This window comes from Pedobacter petrophilus (assembly GCF_009674725.1).
Lineage (GTDB): Bacteria > Bacteroidota > Bacteroidia > Sphingobacteriales > Sphingobacteriaceae > Pedobacter > Pedobacter petrophilus.
In genome coordinates, this window is sequence record NZ_WKKH01000146.1 from 1 (window position 1) to 301 (window position 301).

The window sequence follows — 301 nt, forward strand, 5'->3', positions numbered from 1 at the left end:
GGACTCTGTTTGGGCTCCGACTCACGCTGTCTCCATTTACTCAGAAGGCTATCGTTTATTCCAAGCTCATCTGCAACCTCTTTCACCGATCCTCGGCTATTAGATAAATCTATAGCCATTTTTTTGAAGGAATCATCAAATACTCGTTTGCTCATATAATCAAATTTAAAAGTTTCTAGTTAAATCTGACAACTAAATTCCTCCAGTCAAATGTAGCAACTCCAAACTCTGTTTTTTTGACAATGTGCTCGCTCATAAAATCGTAGGAAGGATAGCCACGATCGTATATGATAAGGTCTTT

The 301-nt window shown here is 38.2% G+C and carries 1 protein-coding gene; it reads right to left on the bottom strand.

All coding sequences use genetic code 11. From position 1 onward, the window contains the following. A partial coding sequence (locus GJU39_RS24400) for a transposase (protein ID WP_154281226.1) occupies positions 1–155 on the bottom strand: 155 nt, incomplete at its 3' end. Between the last annotated feature and the right edge of the window lie 146 nt (positions 156–301).